The sequence below is a fragment of the Noviherbaspirillum aerium genome (assembly GCF_008929045.1).
Taxonomy (GTDB): domain Bacteria; phylum Pseudomonadota; class Gammaproteobacteria; order Burkholderiales; family Burkholderiaceae_D; genus Noviherbaspirillum; species Noviherbaspirillum aerium.
This window is the reverse complement of record NZ_VFAH01000036.1, coordinates 23,137-41,160: the sequence shown is the minus strand read 5'-3', so window position 1 is coordinate 41,160 and position 18,024 is coordinate 23,137. Positions and strand designations below refer to the sequence as shown.

The following is an 18,024-nucleotide window of genomic DNA, read 5'->3' as shown; positions in this document are numbered from 1 at the left end:
ACAATACGAATATTAGAAGCCGTAATCTTGCTCATGTAGAACCTTCCTCATGAGGCTTGGGAAAAATCAATCCGCCTTACATTCGCTATTGGCCCGGCCTGGAGCCATCTTGACGCCAGTTCTTGCAGAAACGAAAACATGGCCTTATGTAACACCGTTCAGCAAAACTATTTTGTATGATGATATATATTTAGTACATTATGAGTTTTTAACCGTCTCTTCCGCGAAACCCGGAAGCAGCTTTTGACCCGTAAATGGAATGCCATGAAAACAACTTGCGATCTTTATGACCAGTATGGGGACCAGCTCCGCGTGGTTCCGCCCCTTCTCAACGACTTCGGCGCCAGGACTTCGTTTTACGGCAAGGCGGTGACAGTCAAATGTTTCGAAGACAATTCCCGTATCAAGGAACTGGTCAATACGCCGGGAAACGGACAAGTGCTGGTGATCGACGGCGGCGCAAGCCTGCGCTGCGCACTGTTTGGCGATGTGATTGCCAAGGAAGCCGTGGAGAACGGCTGGGCGGGCGTTATCGTTTACGGCTGCGTTCGTGACAAGGCCATGCTGAAGACGATCGATCTCGGTATCAAGGCCATCGGAGCAACCCCGCGCAAGTCGACCAAGAAAGGGGAAGGACAGGTCGGCATTCCTGTCGTGATCAACGGCATGCCGTGCAAGCCCGGCGACCTGGTGGTTGCGGATGAGGATGGCGTCCTCTTCGCGGACCCGGGACTGATCGAGCAATAGAAAATTCCTTGCACGGATGCCCGCGCGAGTTCCCGTCCCGCCACGCGGGATATTGTGGGAAGGGACAAAGGCATCCGTGAATTCACCAATATCAAGACCGTCTGGGTCGGCCCCAGGCGCTGACGCCACCACCAACCCGCTACCGGAAAACCACCATGCAAGTATTCGAAAAATCCCGGGCCGTACTGCTCGTGCCCGCCGAACTCAACACCTATGAACGCGGCGGCGGCGCTCGCACCACCCCGCTCGTCACCAAGTCCATCGGCTCCGACAGCTTCATCACCGGCATCACCTCCTTCGATCCCGGCGTCGCCATTCCCTTCCATAGCCACAACTGCCAGGAAAGCGTCATGCTCCTCGAAGGCGAAGCCATCCTCGACATCGACGGCGAAGAGCGCCCCATCAGGGTCCATGACACCACCTTCATCCCGCCCAATGTGCCGCATCGCTTCCGCAATGCCTCCAACACGCAGCCGATGAAGATCCTCTGGATCTATGCCACTCCGGAAGCCACCCGCACCCTTACCGAAACCGGCGTCACCAATCCCGTCGCCCTCGAGCACAAGCAAAGCCATCCTTGTTAAGCGTCACGAGCGGATTGGAGTCGTGTCGAGGACCGCAGGCGCGGATTCGAACCTCGCATCGGCTTGGCAGACACGACCTAAAACCGGGAACGTCGCAATATAAGCCTTCGCTTCGCCCCGGCTGAGCGTTCGTGAATCTTGCCCCGGCATTGGAAACACCGGAAATTTCCAGTAGTGAGTAGTGATGTATCAGTCCAGCTTGATATTGGCCGACTTGACCACTTGGCCCCAGCGTTTGTTTTCACTGGCAATCAATGCCGCAAACTGCTCGGGCGTGCCGCCCCCGATTTCATTCCCGAGGCCGGTGATCTTTGTTCGCAAGTCGGGAATTGCGAGTGCCGTGTTGAAGCTTTCGTTGAGTTTCTTCACGATGGCCGGAGGCATGTCCTTCGGTCCGATCAGTCCAAGCCAGTTGGAGACTGTGACTTTCGGAAAGCCCAGTTCCGTCATGGTGGGCACATCCGGCAGACTGGGCAGCCGCTTTTCGCTGGTAACCGCAAGCGGTCGTATCTTTCCTCCCTGGATGGATGGCAGCGCGGCATAGGTCTGCTCGAACATCATGTCGATTTCCCCGGCCAGCAACGCACCCGCCGCGGGTCCGCCGCCCTTGTAAGGCACGGCTAGCAGATCGATGCCGGATTGCTGCTTGAACAGTTCGCCGCTCAGGTGATGCGCACCCCCGGTGCCGGCATTGCCGATCGTGATGGCGCCCGGCTTTGCCTTGGCGGCGGCAATGACGTCGGCAACGGATTTGTAAGGCTTGTCGACACGGGTCACGAGCACGAGAGGCGCTTTCTCGATCAATACGATCGGCGTGAAATCCTTGATCGGATCAAACCCCAGCTTGGGAAATATCCATGAGTTGACTGCCAGCGGCCCCATGGCGCCGATGCCGAGCGTGTACCCGTCGGCGCCGGCGCGCGCAAGGTAGGCATGACCGATGTTGCCGCTTGCCCCGGGCTTGTTTTCGACAATGATCGCCTTGCCCAGCATCTTGCTCACTTCACCGCCGATCTGACGCGCCCGGACGTCATTGTTGCCGCCGGCGCTGAAGGATACGACCATCGTCACCGGCTTCGCGGGATAAGCCTCCTGGGCAAGGGCCAGGGGGCCGACCGCGGATATCGCGAGCATGAAGGCCGAGGAGCGGATAAGGGTTCTGCGGTGCATATGGGTTCCAGTCTATAAGAAGTGTGATTGCATTTTCTTGATACTTAGTGCAAACTGCTTTGCATTTTACAGCTCAAAAAAGCAAATCCGCAAGCATGACTACACCAAATTTTCAGCCGGGACTCCTTCAGGTAGGCTCCACCTCCTATGAATACGTTGACCTTCCAGGACTGTTCGGCAGTCGTGTAAGGGAGTTGCCCGTTGCACTTCGGCTATTGCTCGAAAATATCATCCGGAACACTTCTGGCGAGGAGCGGATGTCGGCCGTGCAAGCGATTTTCGACTGGCTTGAACAGGGAAGCAGCGAGGCGGAAATCGCCTTCCAGCCGTCCCGTGTATTGATGCACGATACGACCAGCACGCCCGCACTGGTCGACGTGGCTGCGATGCGCGACGAGATCGCAGAGGCAGGCGGCAATCCATCGATCCTGAACCCGGTGCTTCCTGTCGATGTGTCGGTCGACCATTCGCTGGCGGTGGAAGCCTTTGCCCGCGCCGATGCCGCGAAGCTGAACATGGCGCATGAAATCCGCCGCAACGCGGAGCGCTACCGTTTCCTGCGCTGGGCCTCCACCTCCCTCGACCGTGTCCGCATCCATCCTCCCGGCACGGGAATCATGCATACCATCAACCTGGAACAGCTGGCCACTGTCGTCACGACCGAGGAACGCGCCGGCGCGCAATGGGTCATTCCCGATACCCTGATCGGCACGGACAGCCACACGCCGATGATTAACGGCATTGGCGTACTGGGCTGGGGTGTCGGCGGCCTGGAGGCGCAAACCGTCATGTTCGGCATGCCGACCATGCTGCGCATTCCCGAGGTCGTCGGCGTGAAGCTGACCGGCGCGCTGCGTGCCGGCGTCCTCGCGACCGACCTCGCCCTGACAGTCACGCAACGCCTGCGGGCGCTCGACGTGACGGGTGCATTCGTCGAATTCTACGGCCCCGGCGTGGCCGCGCTGACGGCAAGCGAACGAAGCGTGGTCGCCAACATGGCGCCGGAGTACGGTGCAACGACCGGTTTTTTCCCTGTCGATGCCGCGACGGTCGAGTACCTGCGGGTTACCGGTCGCTCGGAAGCCAATGCGACGCTGGTTGAAACTTATTGCCGGCGCAATTGCCTCTGGTTCGATCCTGCCGCCGAGCCGCGCTATACCCGCACGATAGAAATCGATCTGGCGCAAGTCGGCATGCACGTGGCGGGTCCGCGCCGCCCCCAGGATTTGCTCGATTACAGCGAAACCGCGGCCGCCTTGTCCAAAGTCGGCTTCGTACCGCTGCAGACCGGGGACATTCCCAGGCATCCGGTCGCCATTGCCGCGATTACCAGCTGCACCAATACTTCCGCCCCCGGTCTGCTGGTCACCGCAGGCTTGCTTGCCCGCAAGGCCCGACTTCTGGGACTGAAAGCCCCCCACTGGGTCAAGACATCGCTGTCGCCGGGATCCCCTGCCGCGGCATCCTACTTGCAGAGGGCAGGCCTGCTGGAAGACCTGGCGGCTGTCGGCTTCGACATTGTCGGCTTTGGCTGCGCCACCTGTATCGGCAATCCCGGCCCGCTGACCGAACCGATCAAGGCCGCGCAGGAAAAGCATGTCAGCAAGGCGGTAGCCATTCTTTCCGGCAACCGCAACTTCCCGGGCCGCGTGCATCCGGATATCGAGCTCAGCTTCATCATGTCGCCGGCACTGGTGATTGCGTTCGGCCTGACCGGCGATGCGGAACGGGACCTGAGCCGCGAACCGGTGCAAACCCTGGCGGACGGAAAACAGGTATTCCTCCGCGATCTCTGGCCCGATACCGCGGAAGTGCAGTCCTATTTGCAACGCGCGCTGTCAGCTGACGATTTCCGGCGTGATTTCGACATCGCCAGCGGCAATCCGCTGTGGCATGGTCTGGTCTCGCCTTCCGCGCCGCGCTTCCCGTGGAGCGAAACCTCCACCCAGCTGCGCCGTCCCCCTTTCGCATCCCGGTCGGCAGGGAGCCTCCTCGGTTCCTACACCGCATGGCCCTTGCTGGTGCTGGACGACGATGTGACGACGGACCACATCTCGCCGGCCAGCGCCATACCGCCGGACAGCCTGGTGGCGGACTTCCTTGTCGAAAAGGGCGAGCAGCGCAACGACCTCAATGTGTTCGCATCCAGACGGGGCAACTGGGAAGTCATGATGCGCGCCGCATTCCATAACAAGACGCTACGCAATCTGCTGGCGCCAAGCGCTCCGGTGGCGCATACCCTGCACATACCCAGCGGTGAAACGCTGCCCATCTGGGAAGCCGCCGGACGGTACCGCGAGCAAGGCGAGTCGGTGGTGCTGCTCGCCGGCGAACGTTACGGAATGGGATCATCCCGCGACTGGGCGGCCAAGGGCCAGCGCCTGCTCGGCATTCGGACGGTACTCGCATCGAGCTTCGAGCGCATCCATCGCTCCAATCTGATCGGCATGGGAATTCTTCCGCTGGTGATTCCCGCGGAAATGCATCCGTCGAAGCTGGCCATGCGGCCCGGCGATAAAATCGTCGTGGAGGCGCCGCCGGAACTGCTCAAGCCAAGATCGGCGATTCCGGTGCGGGTCCTGCGCGCGGACGGCCGCATGGAACATTTCATGACAATGGCTGCGGTGGAAACCCAGCTCGAGGTTGATCTGCTGCGTGAAGGAGGCGTCATTCCGACCATCCTGCGCAAAACCTTGGCAAAGTCATCCGCGCGGGCGGAGTCTTGACGAGGGCGGAAATCAAAACCGTTGAACGAAGGAAGTGCCATGAGCGCTGAAGCATTGGCGTCAAAGCAAATTGTTGAACTGATCAAGAGCCAGAACTGGGAGGTCGGGACCCACCTGCCCGCCCAGATGCTTGCGGACCGCCTCCGTGTATCGCGTCAGCCGATCAACGGTGCGCTCGCGCTGCTCCATGAAAAGGGATTCCTGACCCGCGAGCGCAACCGGGGGTACTTCATCGCCAGGCCATTCATCGAACCAATGGCTGACATCGTGAACGCCCTCGGGGTCGGTGAGACAGACGCCGTCACCAGCGTGTACTTTCGCATTGCCGAAGACTTGTTGAAAGGCGAACTGCCTCTCGAATTTTCCGAGCAGCTGATCAAAAGCCGGTACAAGCTTACCGCAGCCCAGCTGAGCGGCGTTCTCGGCCGCATCAGCCAGGAAGGATGGGCGGAGCGCAAGCCCGGCTACGGATGGATGTTTTCATCGATGCTTTCCACGCCGGACAGCCTGTTGCAGTCCTACCGCCTGCGTCTTGCGCTTGAACCGGCGGCATTGCTCGAACCGAACTACCGGCTCGATCCCGGGGCGGTCGCAAGATGCCGCGCCGCCGAACAGCATCTGCTTGATGGCGGGATCGAAACCGACACGGCGGATCAACTGCACGACCGCGGTGTCCGCTTTCATGAAACGCTCGTCGAAGCTTCCGGCAACGTGTTTTTCATCGATACCATCCGCCGTGTCAACCGGGTCAGGCGCCTTCTCTCCTATCGCTCCATGCAGGACCGCAGCCGCTACAAGCAGCACTGCAGCCAGCACTTGCACATCATCGCGCTGCTGGAACGGGAAAAGAACGAGGAAGCCTCGGCATTCATGGCGGAACATCTGCGCAGCACCGTCAAGAACATTGAAAAGCTCAAAGCCATACTGGACAACCCGAAGTAAACCGTGAGGCACCGCACACCGGCAGCATCATCCGGATTGCCTTTGATCATGCCGGCCTATTCCATCCTGATCCAATTCACTTGCTCCCCTCATGACAACTGCCGCCCTTCCCCATGTCGTCAAACAATTCATACCCGCTGGCAAACTGCGCGCTTCGATCAACCTGGGCAATCCCATTTTGGCGGGGAAAAACGGACACACCGGAGAACCGACGGGTGTATCCGTCGATCTCGCAAAAGCGTTTGCTCAACGGCTTGGCGTACCGCTTGAGCTGGTCGTGTTTGATGCGGCCGGCAAAGCTGCGGACGCATTGAAAGCCTGCGAAGTCGATATCGGATTCCTGGCCATTGATCCGCTGCGCGCCGAATCGATCCGCTTTACACCGCCTTACGTCGTCATCGAGGGAGCCTACCTGGTTCGCGAAGAATCGCGCATCACCGGCAACGAACAAGTCGACCAGCCCGGCAACCGCATTGTCGTCGGCAAGGGAAGTGCCTATGACCTCTACCTTGGCCGAGTCATTAAACAGGCCGGCATCGTCAGGGCGCCGACGTCGCCCGCTGTCGTCGATACATTCGTTGAACTCGATGCCGAAGTCGCGGCGGGTGTGAAACAACAGCTGCAGAAAGATGCCGCCCGTATTCCCGGCTTGCGTCTTTTACCCGGAAGATTCATGGCCATCAATCAGGCAATGGGAATCCCCGCCAATCGCAGCGACGAAGCGCTTGCCTGCCTGGTTGATTTTATCGAAGAGATGAAAGCCAGCGGCTTTGTTGCGGATGCACTGCAACGGCACGGCATTGCAGGAGCCGCGGTCGCCGCGCCCGGCTATCCTGTTGATCAGCAGGCTTAGAGCGGATTGCGGATGCGGGTAGGGAAGAATCGGTTTGTCTTGGGCAAGGCAGACCGCTTCTGATTCTTCCAGGCACTCGCCTGCAATCCGCCTTAGGCGATATTTGACAAGCTGTCGTGCGGTCCGGATCCGGATGCACGCCCTCGGAGCTCGGCGCAGTGCCGTACGTTTGCGCCCCGCTCCTTAACGCGACACAACGCAACTCCAACTCGCTCGCGACGCTTATCAAGCCAGGCCAGAGACAGCACAACGCTTCACCGCAGACGATGTGCGTAACCTGGTCGGGCCTCTCGGTCACCGGCTGCTGGACAGCCTGAAACAATGGGATGGAAAAAATAAAGGCCGCGATGGGCGGCCTTGTCGAACGTATAACGCTTGATCCCGACTCGCTGGCCTGCGCGATTCACTATCGCGTTGCGCCGGGCGACCGGTTTGTAGTGGCGTCTCCACGGGGATTCGAACCCCGGTACTCACCGTGAAAGGGTGATGTCCTAGGCCTCTAGACGATGGAGACAGAAACCTGTGTTTGTGTTGCGGGCGCCATTCTACTCGATCTTTTCAGAAACGCCTAGTGGGTTGTGAAGAGAACCAAATTTCACGGTCGGACGCTTCGCTCTCCTTTCCGGTTCCCCTCTTTTGCGTTTGATCAACCGAGTGCCTTTGCCGCGGTATCCGCGTCCGCATGCGCAGCATCGTCCAATACGCGCCCACGGCGCGCTTCTATATTCAAACCGCTTGCAGGACAACCAAGCCGGCATTCGCAAGCGCCAAAAGTATGCAGTCACTCTCACCTCCTGAAAAACCAGCGCTCATGAACAATCTGACAACTACAGAATCGACACCTCTTTCGGCGCCGTCGTTGACGGGTGCCGCGATACTCCTTGAAATCGGGTCGGAATACGGGTTGATCGACCTGCTGCGCCAGCCAAGAGCGGTCTCGGTCAGCGAAGCCGTGTTGCATAGCGGACTTGCCGCTGCGGCTGTCACGCACTATTGCGAAGCACTGGTCAGCGCGGGTCTGCTGGAACATGCGACTCCGGACACCCCGTCCCGTGCGTACAGAAGCACCAAGGCAATGGCCAGAACCATCCACGACGTCGGTTACCTGTCCTGGGGGCTGCGCGCCTGTCAGCCGCTGATTGCCAATGCAAGGCGATTTGCGCTCGACCAGCGCGAAGCCCGGGACAATTACCAGCGGGACGGCGGCCTCGTGGCGCGAACCTCGCAATGGATGGGTGAACAATCCTTCTATCCCCACGCCGAAGAAGCCATCCTGTCCCTGCGGCCCCGCCACTTCGTCGATCTCGGCTGCGGTTCGGCGCGCTTGCTGGTCAAGGTGCTGCAGCAGCTTCCCGAAGCCTACGGCACTGGCATCGACATCAGCGCCAAGGCCTGCGCCGACGCGCGCCATGCGGCCGGAGATGCCAGCCTCGGCGAACGCCTGCGCATCATCGAAAGCCCGATACAGGCCCTCGCCGACGACCCTTCCCCGCTGATCGGCGCCGATGTCATCCATGCGGGATTTGTGCTGCATGACCTCATGCCGGAGGACGAGCCCATCCTGGACCGACTGCTGGCTGCCTGCCGCACTACCGCACCGCGGGCCACGCTGGTTGTGGTGGATGCCGTGCCCTTTGCGAAAGACGAGCGGGAACGCATGTTCTCGGCCGCCTTCTCCTATCTGCATCACGGTTTCATGGGCCGCGAACTGCAGAGTGAGATAGCCTGGTCGGAGCGCCTTGCGCGCGCCGGCTTCGGCGCGGTCGAAATCGGCAAGCTGGGCATTCCGGGCGGCCGCCTGTTTCTGGCGCGCAGCCAATAACACATCGAACTGCAGCAAACCGCTTCGCCGCCTTCGCATCAAGGCCCATACAACATGACTCAACACGACTCAACACAACACGACACACAAGGAGGACATCCCATGACAACCGATATTCAGGACCTGCTTGCGCGCATCCAGAATCACCGCTGCTATTCGCATCCGATCTTCCGGCACTGGGCTCAGGTCAATCCGGAACCGGAGGTGATCGGTGCGCTGTTTCACCAGATTCAGCATTTTTGCGCGGCGACGCGGCCCGGCGGCAATTTCCCCGGCGCTCTCGATCGGCTCGGCATGAGCGAGCAGAGCGGACTCATGCAGGAGATTGTCGAGAGCGAAGAGGATCACGGCCCGGAACTGGCCATGATGGCCGGCCACATCATCAACCGGGCGGCAAGGACGCAGATCCATGCGGACCTGCAGGACCAGGCAGCGATCGAAAAAAAACTGAAAAGCTGTTCCGACCAGCTGCTAGGCAGCCTGCCCGGCTACGACCCGGCATCGGGACTGACGGTCCAGGCGAGAGCAGCCATTTCCGTTTTCGAACGTCGGCAGCGCACCGATCGCGACAGCACCTTCAGAAACCTCGGCACGGCCCTGGCGCTGGAGATGATCTCCAACCGTCATCTCATTCCGGGAGAGAAGCTCTGCCTGGTCGACAGCGGCCTGTATCGCGCCGCGCTCGACGAGCCTGAAATGCATTATCTGCTGGAACACTGGGGCGAGATCGGCGCCGAGCAGACGCATGAACAGAATGCGATCGACGCGGTCCGGGATCTGCTGACGGAGGAATCGGCAGAGCTGATCACGCAGGGGGCCGACGATTTCCTCGATTCGCTGGCCGGCCTGTGGGACGTTCTCGACGCATCCCTGCTGAAGTCGGGCTATACCGGCGACCGGCTCGCCGCCTGAGCGGGCAGCAGATTATCGACCGTCCGGTTCGGCACCGCGCCGGCGCAAGAGATTCCGGCGCCGGCATCAGAAACCAATGCAGGCCAATGCAAACAAGGAGGTCAGTCATGTCCGCCTATCTCATCGGAAAAATGGAAATCCGCGATCATGAAGCCTATGCGCGCTACAAGGCGGTAACGCCGGACATCATCAAGCGCCATGGCGGCCGCTTCCTGACACGCGGCGGGAGCAAGATCACGCTCGAAGGCAGGGAGGAAACACGCCGCATCGTCATCGTTGAATTCGACAGTCCGCAGGCGGCCGAAGCTTTCTATCGCTCGCGGGATTATCAGCAGGCGATCAAACTGCGGGAAGGTGCGGCCATCATGGATCTGATGATCGTCGGAGGCTTCGAGTGAAAAAGGAAGCCAGCCAGGCGGCACGCGGCTTCAGGCCGGCATCGGTGCATCGATTGCCGATCACGGGCCGCAAGGCGCCATCCATTCCACTACTCGCGTTCGCTGCGCTGATCCTCGGCGCCGCGGCGCTTGCCTGCGGCGGCGTGTTCATCCGCCAGAGCGAGCTGCCGCCGACCGCAAGCGCGGTGTACCGTGTCGGCCTGGCGGCACCCTTGCTGTTCCTGCTGAACATGTTCGCAGCCGGGAAGCCAGGCCAGAGCCCCGGCGCGCCCGGGACCGGCATCCTGCAAGGCCACCGCCGCCTGCTCGCGGTGGGGTTCATCTTCTCCGGCAACCTTGCCCTGTACCACTGGGCGATGAGCCTGACCACGCTGGCCAACTCGAACCTGCTGGCCAATCTTGCGCCCATCTTCGTCGTCATCGGCGGACGCATCTTCTTCAACCAACGCTTCAGCAGGGGCTTCCTGGGGGGCATGTCGATGGCGCTGATCGGCGCATTCGTGCTGATCAGCGCGCGCTTCGACCTGCGCTCCGGTTTCTTCCACGGCAATATGCTGGGCGTGGCGAGCGGCATGTTCTACGGCGCCTATCTGCTGGCGGTAAGCCGCATGCGCGCCGAGTTCAGCACGACCGCAGTCATGGCCTGGAGCAGCCTCGGGAGTTTCCTGGTGCTGTTGCCGGTCACCCTGCTGATGGGCGAGCCCCTGCTGCCGCATACGTTGCATGGATGGCTTGTACTGCTGGCGCTTGCACTGATCTCGCATGTCGCGGGCCAGGGCCTGATTGCGTATGCGCTGGCCAAGCTGCCGGCGGGACTGTCTTCGGTAACCTTGCTGATACAACCGGTGATTGCCGCCGCCCTTGGATGGTATTTGCTGCAGGAGCGGCTTGATGCCGCCGAGATTGTCGGCGGGCTCATCGTGCTGGCGGGTATCGGAGTGGCCAGGCGTTATTCATAGCTCAGCAGGGGTTTCGCGAAGCATGCGTTGCGCCTGCGCAGCCGGAGCCGCCCGCCGGCGGCGAGGCGGCTGGAGCAGCGGCTTCGCAACCAACCTCGTCATGTCCGCAGCCACTCTTTTCAGAAGGACCACACTTTTACATCACATCTATTTCACATCACCTCTACGAAAGATCAGCATGAGCTTCTACCACTGTCATTCGGACCCGGAGTGCTTCGTCTTCTATGCCCGCATCGTGGCCCGCCGCCCCGGCGCGGTCTGCCTGGACAAGTCCTATTTCTATCCGGGCGGCGGCGGCCAGCTTCCCGACCGCGGGGTGCTGCGCTGGGTCGACGGCGAAACGGCCGTCACGCATATCGAGCAAGCCGAGGGCCGGCTCTGGCATTGCGTGGAAACGGACATTCCGAGCGACGATGTGATCGGGGTCATTGACGAGCAGTTCCGCAGCCTGATGTGCCAATTGCATACCAGCCTGCATGTGCTGAACGCCATCGTCTACCAGCACTTCGACGGCGCGCTGGTCACCGGCGTGCAGATGTCGGCCGATGGCACGGCGCGCATCGATTTCGACCTGCCGCGCGCCGACAATCAGCAACTGCGTGACATCGAACCGGAACTCAACGGCGTCATCCTGGCCGACCTGCCGGTGCGGGCACTGTATGTGCCGGCCGCCGAGGCGGAGCGCGAAGCGGGACTGGTGCGCAGCCGTTCGGTTGCGCCGCCCCGGCAGGAGAATGACATGGTGCGCATTATCGAAATCGAGGGATTGGACCGGCAGGCTTGCGGCGGTACGCATCTCGCGCGTACCTCGCAGTCGATGCCGGTACGCATCCTCAAGATAGAGAACAAGGGTCAGCGCAACCGCCGCATCAGGATAGGGCTGGTCGATGATGCCATCTGATGCCAATTCCCTCCGGAGCCGTGGATCGGGCTCGGCATGACGCGCGCCGGCCCCCGGCATGGAACAGGTTCATGTCGCCTTGCCGTCGGCGCGCATGCTGTCGTGCAGACCGGCCGATGTGCGCTTGACGGCGGTAACGAACTGGTTTGGCGTAATGCCGTAGACGCGCTTGAAATGCCTCACCAGATGGCTCTGGTCGAAGAAGCCCGCTTCGGCGGCGGCACGGGCGCCGTTATTGCCGCTGGCCAGCGTGCGGCGCGCATGTTCCAGCCGGATCTGTGTCAGATAGGTATAGGGCGACAGGCCGAACTGCTTGCGGAACACCCGCATGAAGTGAAACTCGCTCAACCTGGCGATCGCGGCGAGTTCAGCCATGGTAATGGCCTGTGCATAATGGGCACGCATGTAATCGACCACCGCCTTCAGCGGACCGCTCTCGCGCCCGAGCCGGGCGGGCTTGAAACGCGGCTCTCCGTAGCGGCCATACAGGGCGCTGACGGCATCGAGCAGGCAAGCCTGGCGCTCGACCGGATCGCGGCTGGTTTCAAACACCGCATGAGCCCGCAGCATGGTTTCCGCCAGCGCCGAGTCGTCGATGCAGTTCCTGAAAAAGTAACAGGGCCCGGTCCTGTCATGCGACAGCGCCAGCGAGAGCCGTTCGAGCGCGCTGCCGTCGATATAGAATGCCCGATAGTGCCAGCCCACATCCTCGACGGCGCCGCCTTCATGCGGCTCATGCGGGTTATAGACGAGTATCTGGCCGGGAGTGGATATGTCGGAGCCATGCTTCGTGACCGACTTGCCGGCGCCGTTGAACGTCATTGCGATGACGAACTCCTCATGCACATGCGGTGCGTACTGCAGATTGCGGAAGTGCGCTTTCAGAAAGCTGATGCCCTGCACATCCTTGTCGGTCCAATAATTGGAATAATTATTCGGATCGTGTTTCGCCATCCATGCTCTCCACTGATGTACGTTCCTGTCGGCAATCCGCATAAGGGCGGCATGGCCTTGTCGTGTTGCCAGACCCTGACGAACACTCTATCGATGGATTGCCTTATATGCAATACCGGGAGCATGGGGACAGCCGAAACTTTCCGGCTTTACCGCACCGGTCCATTTCTGTGCAGCAAAGCATTTCCTGCCAGGCTGCAACTTCCGCACCCGCATGCAGTCCGATTCATCCGGTTTCAGCGACTTCGCCCATCCTCCGCAAGCCAGCCATATGCAGCCAGTTCATTCCCCACGCCTGCCCGTCTCCTATGCCGAATCGCGCGCATCCTTTCTCGCCATGGCAACAAAGCTGGGGGCCAGCGTCACCAGCTATCCGCACCGTCCGGTGTCTGGCGGGTATCGCGACCCCGCGCTCAGCACCGACTGCGCCTTATTCGGAACGGCGAACGCAAGCAGCCTGTTCATCATTGCCAGCGGCACGCATGGCATCGAAGCCTATGCCGGCGCCGCATGCCAGCTGCACTGGATGGAAGGTTTCCAGACCAGCCCGCGCGACAGCGATCTCGCATGGCTGCTCGTGCATGCGGTCAACCCATGGGGATATTTGCACGACCGGCGCGTTACCCAGGAGGGGGTGGACCTGAATCGGAACTTTGTCGATTTTCCCATCGCACCGGCACCGGGTGCGTCGCCCTATGCCCGCTATCACGATCTCCTCGTCTCGGATTTTCAGCCCCTGCCCAAAGGCAGCCTGAACGAGGCGAGACTGCTTGCGCATGGCCTGACGGCAGAACGACGCCGTGCGCTGCAGGCGGCGATTACGGCGGGACAGTATGAACGCGAGGACGGCCTGTTCTTCGGCGGCTTCGCTCCCACCTCAAGCCGCCGTGTATGGGAAGAGATCGTGCGCGACAACGCAATGCATCGCCGATGCGCATTCCTGCTCGACCTGCATACCGGCCTCGGCGGCTACGGCGAAGGGGAACTGATCAGCTATCTGCCTCCGGACGTGCCCGACTTCAAGCGCATGTCGGCATGGTTCAACGGGGATTTGAGATCGATGGCCGGCGGAGAATCGGTAAGCGCGGCCGTCAACGGAACGCTTACCGCCGCATTCGACCGCATGATACCGGCACAAAGCTATGCGGTGGGACTGGAATTCGGCACCGTTCCCGCGCTCAAGGCGCTCTATGCGCTGCGCTTCGACCAGTGGTGCCACAACAATGCGGCGACACTGCCGGCTGCGCTGCGCGACGCGGCGAAAAGAAAAATGCGGGCGGCCTTTGCGCCCGCGGACCGGCAATGGCTTGAACATGTCCTTGCGCGCTTCGATGAGGTGACGGCGCGCATCGAAGGCGGGCTCCGGTCGGAACTACGCGGCGGCGCCATGCAGCGCTGACGTCTCCCGTCCTGCGAGCCCGCTCAACTTGATCAGCTCGCTCGGCCTGATCAACTTGCTCAGCCGAGCTGCAGCGGCACAAAGATCTTCGCTTCGTCGCGCTGCACCAGCAGGGCGACATTGCGTCCCGCCTTCGACGCCAGCGCCCTCAACTGCTCGGCGCTCGTCACCGGCGTGCCGTTAATCGACAGCACGATATCGCCCGGCTGGATGCCGGAACGCGCGGCCGGACCGGTGACATCTTCCACCAGCAGGCCGCCCGCTACACCGGCCTCGCGCTGTTCCTGCTTTTCCAGCGGGCGAACCGCGAGTCCGAGCCGGCCCTGCTCCTGCTCCGATGGCTCGCGCTGCGCCAGCGCCGCATCCTTCAACTCGCTGATCGTCGCGGTGAGCACCTTCGGCGCACCCTTGCGGATCACTTCCAGCTTCACCGCGGTGCCGGGCGCCGTCGCGGCGACCAGCGCGGGAAGATCGGCCGACTGCGTGATGTCGCGGTCATTGAAGCGCACGATGACATCGCCCGCTTCCAGGCCGGCGCGTTCGGCTGCGCTGCCCTTCTCGACGGCGCTCACGAGCGCGCCCTGCAGCTTCTGCAAGCCGAAGGAATCGGCCAGCGCCTGGTTGACTTCCTGGATGCTCACGCCGAGCCGCCCGCGGGTCACCTTGCCATGCTTGACCAGCTGCTCCTGCACCCGGGTCGCCACGTCGATGGGAATGGCGAACGACAGGCCCTGATAGCCGCCGGTGCGGCTGTAGATTTGCGAGTTGATGCCGATGACTTCGCCCTTCAGATTGAACAGCGGGCCGCCGGAATTGCCGGGATTGACCGCGACGTCGGTCTGGATGAAGGGCACATAGGTATCTTCCGGCAGGGCGCGCGACTTGGCGCTGATGATGCCCGCAGTCGCCGTGTTTTCCAGTCCGAAGGGCGCGCCGATGGCCAGCACCGGCTCGCCCACCTTGGCGCCGGCCGGGTCGCCAAGTCGCACCACCGGCAGGTTCTTCGCCTCGATGCGGATCACGGCGACATCGGTCTGCTTGTCGGAGCCGAGCACCTTGGCCTTGTATTCCCTGCGGTCGGCCAGCTTGACGGTGACTTCCGATGCCCCGTCCACCACATGGGCATTGGTCAGGATCAGGCCATCGGGCGAGACGATGAAGCCGGAACCCTGCCCGCGCACCATCGGCGTTTCGCGCGGCGCGCGCTGGCCGAAGAACGGCAGCATGCCGGAGAAGGGATCGCGCGGGTCGATCTGCATCTGCCCGTTGGCGGCCGGCGTCTGCTGGGCCTTGCCGATCACGCTGATGTTGACGACGGCGGGGCCATAGGTTTGCACGATGCCGGAAAAATCGGTTGCGGTCGCCACGCCGGGCACCGAGGTCACGACGGCTTGCGAAGCACCCTGGGAAGCCCCCTGTGCAGCGGCGTTCGGCAACGCCGCGGCATCCACGCGGCCCCAGCCGGATTTGTCGAAATAAGCGAAGCCGGTGGCGCCGGCGGCCACCAGGGATGCGGCAACGATGCCGCGTTCGACGGTCTTGCGAATCATGTTCACTCCTTGGATAGGGTTACTGCATGGGGGCATCCTAAGGAGGAAAACTTAAACTGGACTTAAAACCTTTGAAAGCGACAGGGCCTGTTCATCCTGACCAGCCTGATCGAGGCCGAGGCGGATTGCTGCTGGAACAAGGCATGACGACGCGACATGTCCAAGCCATGGCAAGCAGACACAACGCGGTACCGGCGGCAATCGGTCCGGGATCGGCAGGCGGGTCAGGGTGAAACCGCTGTAAAAACCTCGCCGGGATGTTTCCGCCGTGCCGTTGAAAAGACATGGAACCCTCGGCAACTTCGCTCCACCTATGCATGGCCCTCAAGACGACAACCCGCCCACTGCTTGCAAATTTCAAAGGAAAACATGTTAATTTCACCCCGCCAATCTTCTTCCATTCCTGCTTATCAAGCCGCGGCAAATTCTGCCGGACAGTATTCCCCGGCAAGTGGGAAGCCCGCCCATGCCGCGCCGAAGTTCGATGCGCCGGTGTCCGACCGAATCGACTATTGCAATAAGCTGCTCGGCGACTTGAAGACTGGACTTCTGACGGATTCGCAACGTGCGGAAACGATGAAGTCACTCGTGGCATACCTTCCGGGTCTTCCTGGTGAAAAGTCGGCACTCAAGAAGACAAAGGAAGCCGTCACTCAAACTGGCACGGGGGCCATGCGTTTCGTCACTGGAAGAGGTCCTTCGCGAAGGGAAGTAAAAGAGAACTTCAGGACACCCCAAGCCGAGGTGTTATACGCAGTAGCGCATCATCTCGCCGATATTCGCAGGTTGAATCGCCCGGCCGACAGAAATTTTCTCGGTTTTAAGAAACCGACTCATCACCCAAAATTGGCGTCATTCAACGAACCCGAGGTTGACCGCCGCCGCCTGAACGCAGCAGTGTGGAGGGATCTGATTCTTCAAGCGTCCATATTCAAGGAAAGCCGGCAAGAAAAAATACTAGACGATTTCGAAGCCAACTTCAGCGATCTCCCGGTTCGCGGTTCGTCCCACGCGATCGAGAAAATGACCGAGATGATGGATGCTTACGCCGCGAGTTTCATCAGCCTGACGCAAATGCTCGCTCGGCCCAACCCAGATAGCCACTCGGACACATTGAGCAAGCAGGAGACCAAGGCATTGGACATCTTGAGGAATTTTGCCGTACGCCTTTCGGTGCCGGCACGCGAGCAATTGCTGGCCGAACTCCGAACTGCATCGACCCAGACCGCTGTTCAAAGACCGGCATTGTCAACCGCATTGGCCAACTTCACGCGCGTTCTTACCAACACAACTGCCCCGTACCAACTTGACGCGGTTCCGGGCGAGGCGACCCAGGGTATGACTGCAGAAACGCCGAACACACCTCGCACGCGCTTGATGAAAAACATTTCCAAATCCGAGGGCTCGGTTACTGATATGGTGAGCGACATGACTAGTCTCGCTGAGCTTCTCCCGAAAATGAGTAGCCACCTGCGCTCAGCATCTCAGCCCTCGGTCAGGACGGAAACGTTTGACTTCCTGATGCACCATCTGGACACGCCAAGCAAACAAGTGGACGAGAAAAAACCGTTCAACTACCTGTGGACTCCACCCAAGCGGGAATTGAAATTCGATGGCAGACACATGGACCGCCGCATCAGTGTCGCACCCGTATGGACAGCGTTGTTTTCCAATGTTCGCGCATTGAATCTAACCCAACAGTCGGTGCTGCTCAACCGCTTCGAAAAGAACTTCAAGGTATTCGACAGCCTTCCGGAAGATAGAGCTAACGACTGGGCCGAAAAAAAACAAGAGTTGCTGGCGGCATACACGCAGAGCTTGGCCACACTAATAGAGGTTTTTCACACGCTAGGTAAACCGGATGCGCCCGATACAAGGCTTCGGGTGCACGACCAGGCCCTTGCGATAGTGAGGGAATACGGACCACAGTTGCCGGCCGAGGGCAAACAGGCGCTCAGTAAAAAGCTTGCCGATCTTTTTTCGACTACTGAGAAACCAGTGGATTGGTCGCTTCCCGGGATGCATGACCTACATCATTTCAAGAATGACCTTGACAGTAAGCTGCAGTCCGTATGACCCGCGCAGCCGGCATGCCAGGGCAGAAACG

General features: G+C 60.8%; 15 protein-coding genes and 1 tRNA gene. 12 read left to right on the top strand and 4 right to left on the bottom strand.

Annotation, left to right across the window (positions count from 1 at the left end):
• Positions 1-264: 264 nt before the first annotated feature.
• Complete coding sequence (rraA, locus tag FH061_RS27995; RefSeq protein ID WP_151639125.1) at positions 265-747, top strand: ribonuclease E activity regulator RraA; 483 nt, start codon at positions 265-267, stop codon at positions 745-747.
• Positions 748-902: 155 nt separating this feature from the next.
• The gene (locus FH061_RS27990; protein WP_151639124.1) at positions 903-1,331 is read left to right on the top strand and encodes a cupin domain-containing protein; all 429 of its coding nucleotides are present in this window, start codon (positions 903-905) and stop codon (positions 1,329-1,331) included.
• A gap of 189 nt (positions 1,332-1,520) precedes the next feature.
• Here the strand turns inward: FH061_RS27990 and FH061_RS27985 are convergent, their stop codons facing one another.
• A complete protein-coding gene (locus FH061_RS27985; RefSeq protein ID WP_151639123.1) occupies positions 1,521-2,501 on the bottom strand; it encodes a Bug family tripartite tricarboxylate transporter substrate binding protein in 981 nt (326 codons plus the stop codon).
• A gap of 95 nt (positions 2,502-2,596) precedes the next feature.
• On the opposite strand from FH061_RS27985, the gene acnA reads away from it, so the two are divergent.
• The 3 genes from acnA (at position 2,597) to FH061_RS27970 (ending at position 7,022) form a co-directional block, all read left to right on the top strand.
• Positions 2,597-5,227, top strand: coding sequence for an aconitate hydratase AcnA (gene acnA / locus FH061_RS27980; RefSeq protein WP_151639122.1), 2,631 nt, complete (start codon positions 2,597-2,599; stop codon positions 5,225-5,227).
• Between the two features lie 39 nt (positions 5,228-5,266).
• Positions 5,267-6,169: a GntR family transcriptional regulator gene (locus FH061_RS27975; protein WP_151639121.1), complete on the top strand. Its 903-nt coding sequence runs from the start codon at positions 5,267-5,269 to the stop codon at positions 6,167-6,169.
• A 91-nt stretch (positions 6,170-6,260) separates the two neighbouring features.
• The gene (locus FH061_RS27970; RefSeq protein WP_151639120.1) at positions 6,261-7,022 is read left to right on the top strand and encodes an ABC transporter substrate-binding protein; all 762 of its coding nucleotides are present in this window, start codon (positions 6,261-6,263) and stop codon (positions 7,020-7,022) included.
• Between the two features lie 438 nt (positions 7,023-7,460).
• On the opposite strand, the gene FH061_RS27965 is transcribed toward FH061_RS27970, so the two are convergent.
• Positions 7,461-7,536: transfer RNA gene (locus FH061_RS27965), tRNA-Glu, on the bottom strand.
• 297 nt (positions 7,537-7,833) lie between these two features.
• Between FH061_RS27965 and FH061_RS27960 the strand changes: the two genes are divergently transcribed.
• From FH061_RS27960 to FH061_RS27940, 5 genes are all read left to right on the top strand, one after another.
• Entirely contained in the window at positions 7,834-8,844 is a 1,011-nt protein-coding gene (locus FH061_RS27960; RefSeq protein WP_151639119.1) for a class I SAM-dependent methyltransferase, read from the top strand.
• 102 nt (positions 8,845-8,946) lie between these two features.
• Positions 8,947-9,756, top strand: a complete 810-nt coding sequence (locus FH061_RS27955; RefSeq protein WP_151639118.1) for a heme oxygenase-like domain-containing protein — start codon at positions 8,947-8,949, stop codon at positions 9,754-9,756.
• Between the two features lie 107 nt (positions 9,757-9,863).
• Entirely contained in the window at positions 9,864-10,154 is a 291-nt protein-coding gene (locus tag FH061_RS27950; RefSeq protein ID WP_151639117.1) for a DUF1330 domain-containing protein, read from the top strand.
• Positions 10,151-11,113 carry a DMT family transporter gene (locus tag FH061_RS27945; protein WP_151639116.1) on the top strand — a complete coding sequence of 321 codons (963 nt, stop codon included), beginning with the start codon at positions 10,151-10,153 and terminating at the stop codon, positions 11,111-11,113. The genes FH061_RS27950 and FH061_RS27945 overlap by 4 nt, the downstream gene beginning before the upstream one ends.
• A 178-nt stretch (positions 11,114-11,291) precedes the next feature.
• Complete coding sequence (locus FH061_RS27940; RefSeq protein WP_151639115.1) at positions 11,292-12,014, top strand: alanyl-tRNA editing protein; 723 nt, start codon at positions 11,292-11,294, stop codon at positions 12,012-12,014.
• 69 nt (positions 12,015-12,083) lie between these two features.
• Here the strand turns inward: FH061_RS27940 and FH061_RS27935 are convergent, their stop codons facing one another.
• Complete coding sequence (locus tag FH061_RS27935; protein ID WP_192805294.1) at positions 12,084-12,968, bottom strand: AraC family transcriptional regulator; 885 nt, start codon at positions 12,966-12,968, stop codon at positions 12,084-12,086.
• Between the two features lie 214 nt (positions 12,969-13,182).
• Here FH061_RS27935 and FH061_RS27930 point away from each other — a divergent pair, with 214 nt between their 5' ends.
• Positions 13,183-14,367 (top strand): DUF2817 domain-containing protein, encoded by a 1,185-nt coding sequence (locus tag FH061_RS27930; protein WP_151639113.1) that lies wholly within the window; start codon positions 13,183-13,185, stop codon positions 14,365-14,367.
• A gap of 59 nt (positions 14,368-14,426) precedes the next feature.
• Here the strand turns inward: FH061_RS27930 and FH061_RS27925 are convergent, their stop codons facing one another.
• On the bottom strand, positions 14,427-15,917 hold the full coding sequence (locus FH061_RS27925) for a DegQ family serine endoprotease (RefSeq protein ID WP_151639112.1): 1,491 nt from the start codon (positions 15,915-15,917) through the stop codon (positions 14,427-14,429).
• A 369-nt stretch (positions 15,918-16,286) separates the two neighbouring features.
• Between FH061_RS27925 and FH061_RS27920 the strand changes: the two genes are divergently transcribed.
• Positions 16,287-17,993, top strand: a complete 1,707-nt coding sequence (locus FH061_RS27920) for a hypothetical protein (RefSeq protein WP_151639111.1) — start codon at positions 16,287-16,289, stop codon at positions 17,991-17,993.
• The last annotated feature ends 31 nt before the right edge of the window (positions 17,994-18,024 follow it).